The sequence below is a fragment of the Rhodoplanes sp. SY1 genome, assembly GCF_046000175.1.
Lineage (GTDB): Bacteria > Pseudomonadota > Alphaproteobacteria > Rhizobiales > Xanthobacteraceae > Rhodoplanes.
Map to the genome: position 1 here is coordinate 1 of NZ_JBEOMB010000305.1, position 1,450 is coordinate 1,450.

Below are 1,450 nucleotides of genomic sequence, written 5' to 3' on the forward strand. Positions count from 1 at the left end.
CCCATGGCGACCAGCACGCGCCCAGCCCTGGCGCTGGTCGCCGACCATGCGGCCGAACACGTTGGTCAGCGCCGCGCCGAGCGCGAAGATCGCCACCATCTGGACGAGGTTCGACAATGCGGTCGGGTTCTCGAACGGATGCGCCGCATTGGCGTTGAAGAAGCCGCCGCCGTTGGTGCCGAGCATTTTTATGGCGACCTGGGAGGCCACCGGGCCCACGGCAATCGTCTGCTTGGCGCCTTCGAGGGTTGTGGCCTCGACAGAGGGCCCGAGCGTCTGCGGGATGCCCTGCCACACCAGGACCAGCGCAAGGACGAAAGAGATCGGCAGCAGCACGTAGAGGGTGCAGCGGACGAGGTCGACCCAGAAGTTGCCGACCGTCCGGGCCGAGCCGCGGGCGAAGCCGCGGATCAGCGCGAACGCGACGGCGATGCCGGTCGCGGCGGAGACGAAGTTGTGCACGGTCAGGCCGGCCATCTGGGTGAGGTACGACAGCGTGCTCTCGCCGCCGTAGTTCTGCCAGTTGGTGTTGGTGAGAAAGCTGACCGCGGTGTTGAAGGACAGCTCGGGCGGCACCGCCGTCATGTCCTGCGGGTTGAACGGCAGCAGGCCCTGCAGGCGCAACAGCGCATAGAGCAGCAGGAACCCGGCGACGTGGAAGAGCAGCATCGCGACCGTGTAGGTCAGCCAGTGCTGCTCGCGCGTCTCGTCGACGCCGGACACGCGATAGAGTGCGATCTCGAGCGGCCGCAGCACCGGCGACAACGGCGTCCATTCACCCGTGAGCACGCGGGTCATGTACCAGCCGAGCGGCTTGGTCAGCGCGACGACGATCGCGCAGAAGATCGCGATCTGGATCCATCCGATCAGGGTCATGGCGGCGCTCTCAGAATCGCTCCGGCTTCAGCAATGCGAAGCCGAGATAGACGAGGAGACCGGCGGTCACGACGGCGCCGAGCCAATAGTCGACGATCATCGGGGCGTCCTCCTCACAGCCACTCGCAGGCGTAGGCGTAGCCGATCGTCAGGCCGAGCAGGCCGAGGCCGATCGCGAGCACGACGACGTCCATCATGGATCTTGCTCCTGGCGCGGCGGCGGCGGCGCGCGTCCGCATCCTGCTTCGTCGAAGGCGCGCCGGTCGGTGCGTGTCGACCTGCGCAGCCGACGCATGTCAGATGGCATGCGGGCCCGTATGAATTCGAGTGGGGTCGCCGAGCCGCCGCATAGGAATTCCATAAAGACCGGCCGCCCGTCGGAGGCCGCGGGACCGCCCGGGCCGCGGGCCGGACGCTTATGCGGCGCTTATGAGGTTCCCGGCCGACCCGTCTCGAATCCCTATGCGTCGATGGGCATCTTCGCACGGCACGCCGAACAGGGTCGGGCCCGTTCGTCGTTTTCCCGTGGCGGACCGGAGATGGTCCGCGACCGCGGCCTGCGACCGCGGATGGA

The 1,450-nt window shown here is 67.7% G+C and carries 3 protein-coding genes; all 3 read right to left on the minus strand.

Going from position 1 to position 1,450, the window contains the following annotated elements; translation table 11 throughout:
• On the minus strand, positions 1-876 hold an 876-nt coding region (gene kdpA / locus ABTU92_RS29275; RefSeq protein WP_408095067.1), incomplete at its 3' end, for a potassium-transporting ATPase subunit KdpA.
• A 10-nt stretch (positions 877-886) separates the two neighbouring features.
• Positions 887-976: a K(+)-transporting ATPase subunit F gene (locus tag ABTU92_RS29280; RefSeq protein WP_408095068.1), complete on the minus strand. Its 90-nt coding sequence runs from the start codon at positions 974-976 to the stop codon at positions 887-889.
• 13 nt (positions 977-989) lie between these two features.
• Positions 990-1,115: a hypothetical protein gene (locus ABTU92_RS29285; RefSeq protein ID WP_408095069.1), complete on the minus strand. Its 126-nt coding sequence runs from the start codon at positions 1,113-1,115 to the stop codon at positions 990-992.
• Positions 1,116-1,450 lie beyond the last annotated feature (335 nt).

Coding starts and splice junctions, on each gene's coding strand:
- ABTU92_RS29280 (WP_408095068.1), bottom strand. CDS start 976: ATGATCGTCGACTATTGGCTCGGCGCCGTCGTGACCGCCGGTCTCCTC.
- ABTU92_RS29285 (WP_408095069.1), bottom strand. CDS start 1,115: ATGCGGACGCGCGCCGCCGCCGCCGCGCCAGGAGCAAGATCCATGATG.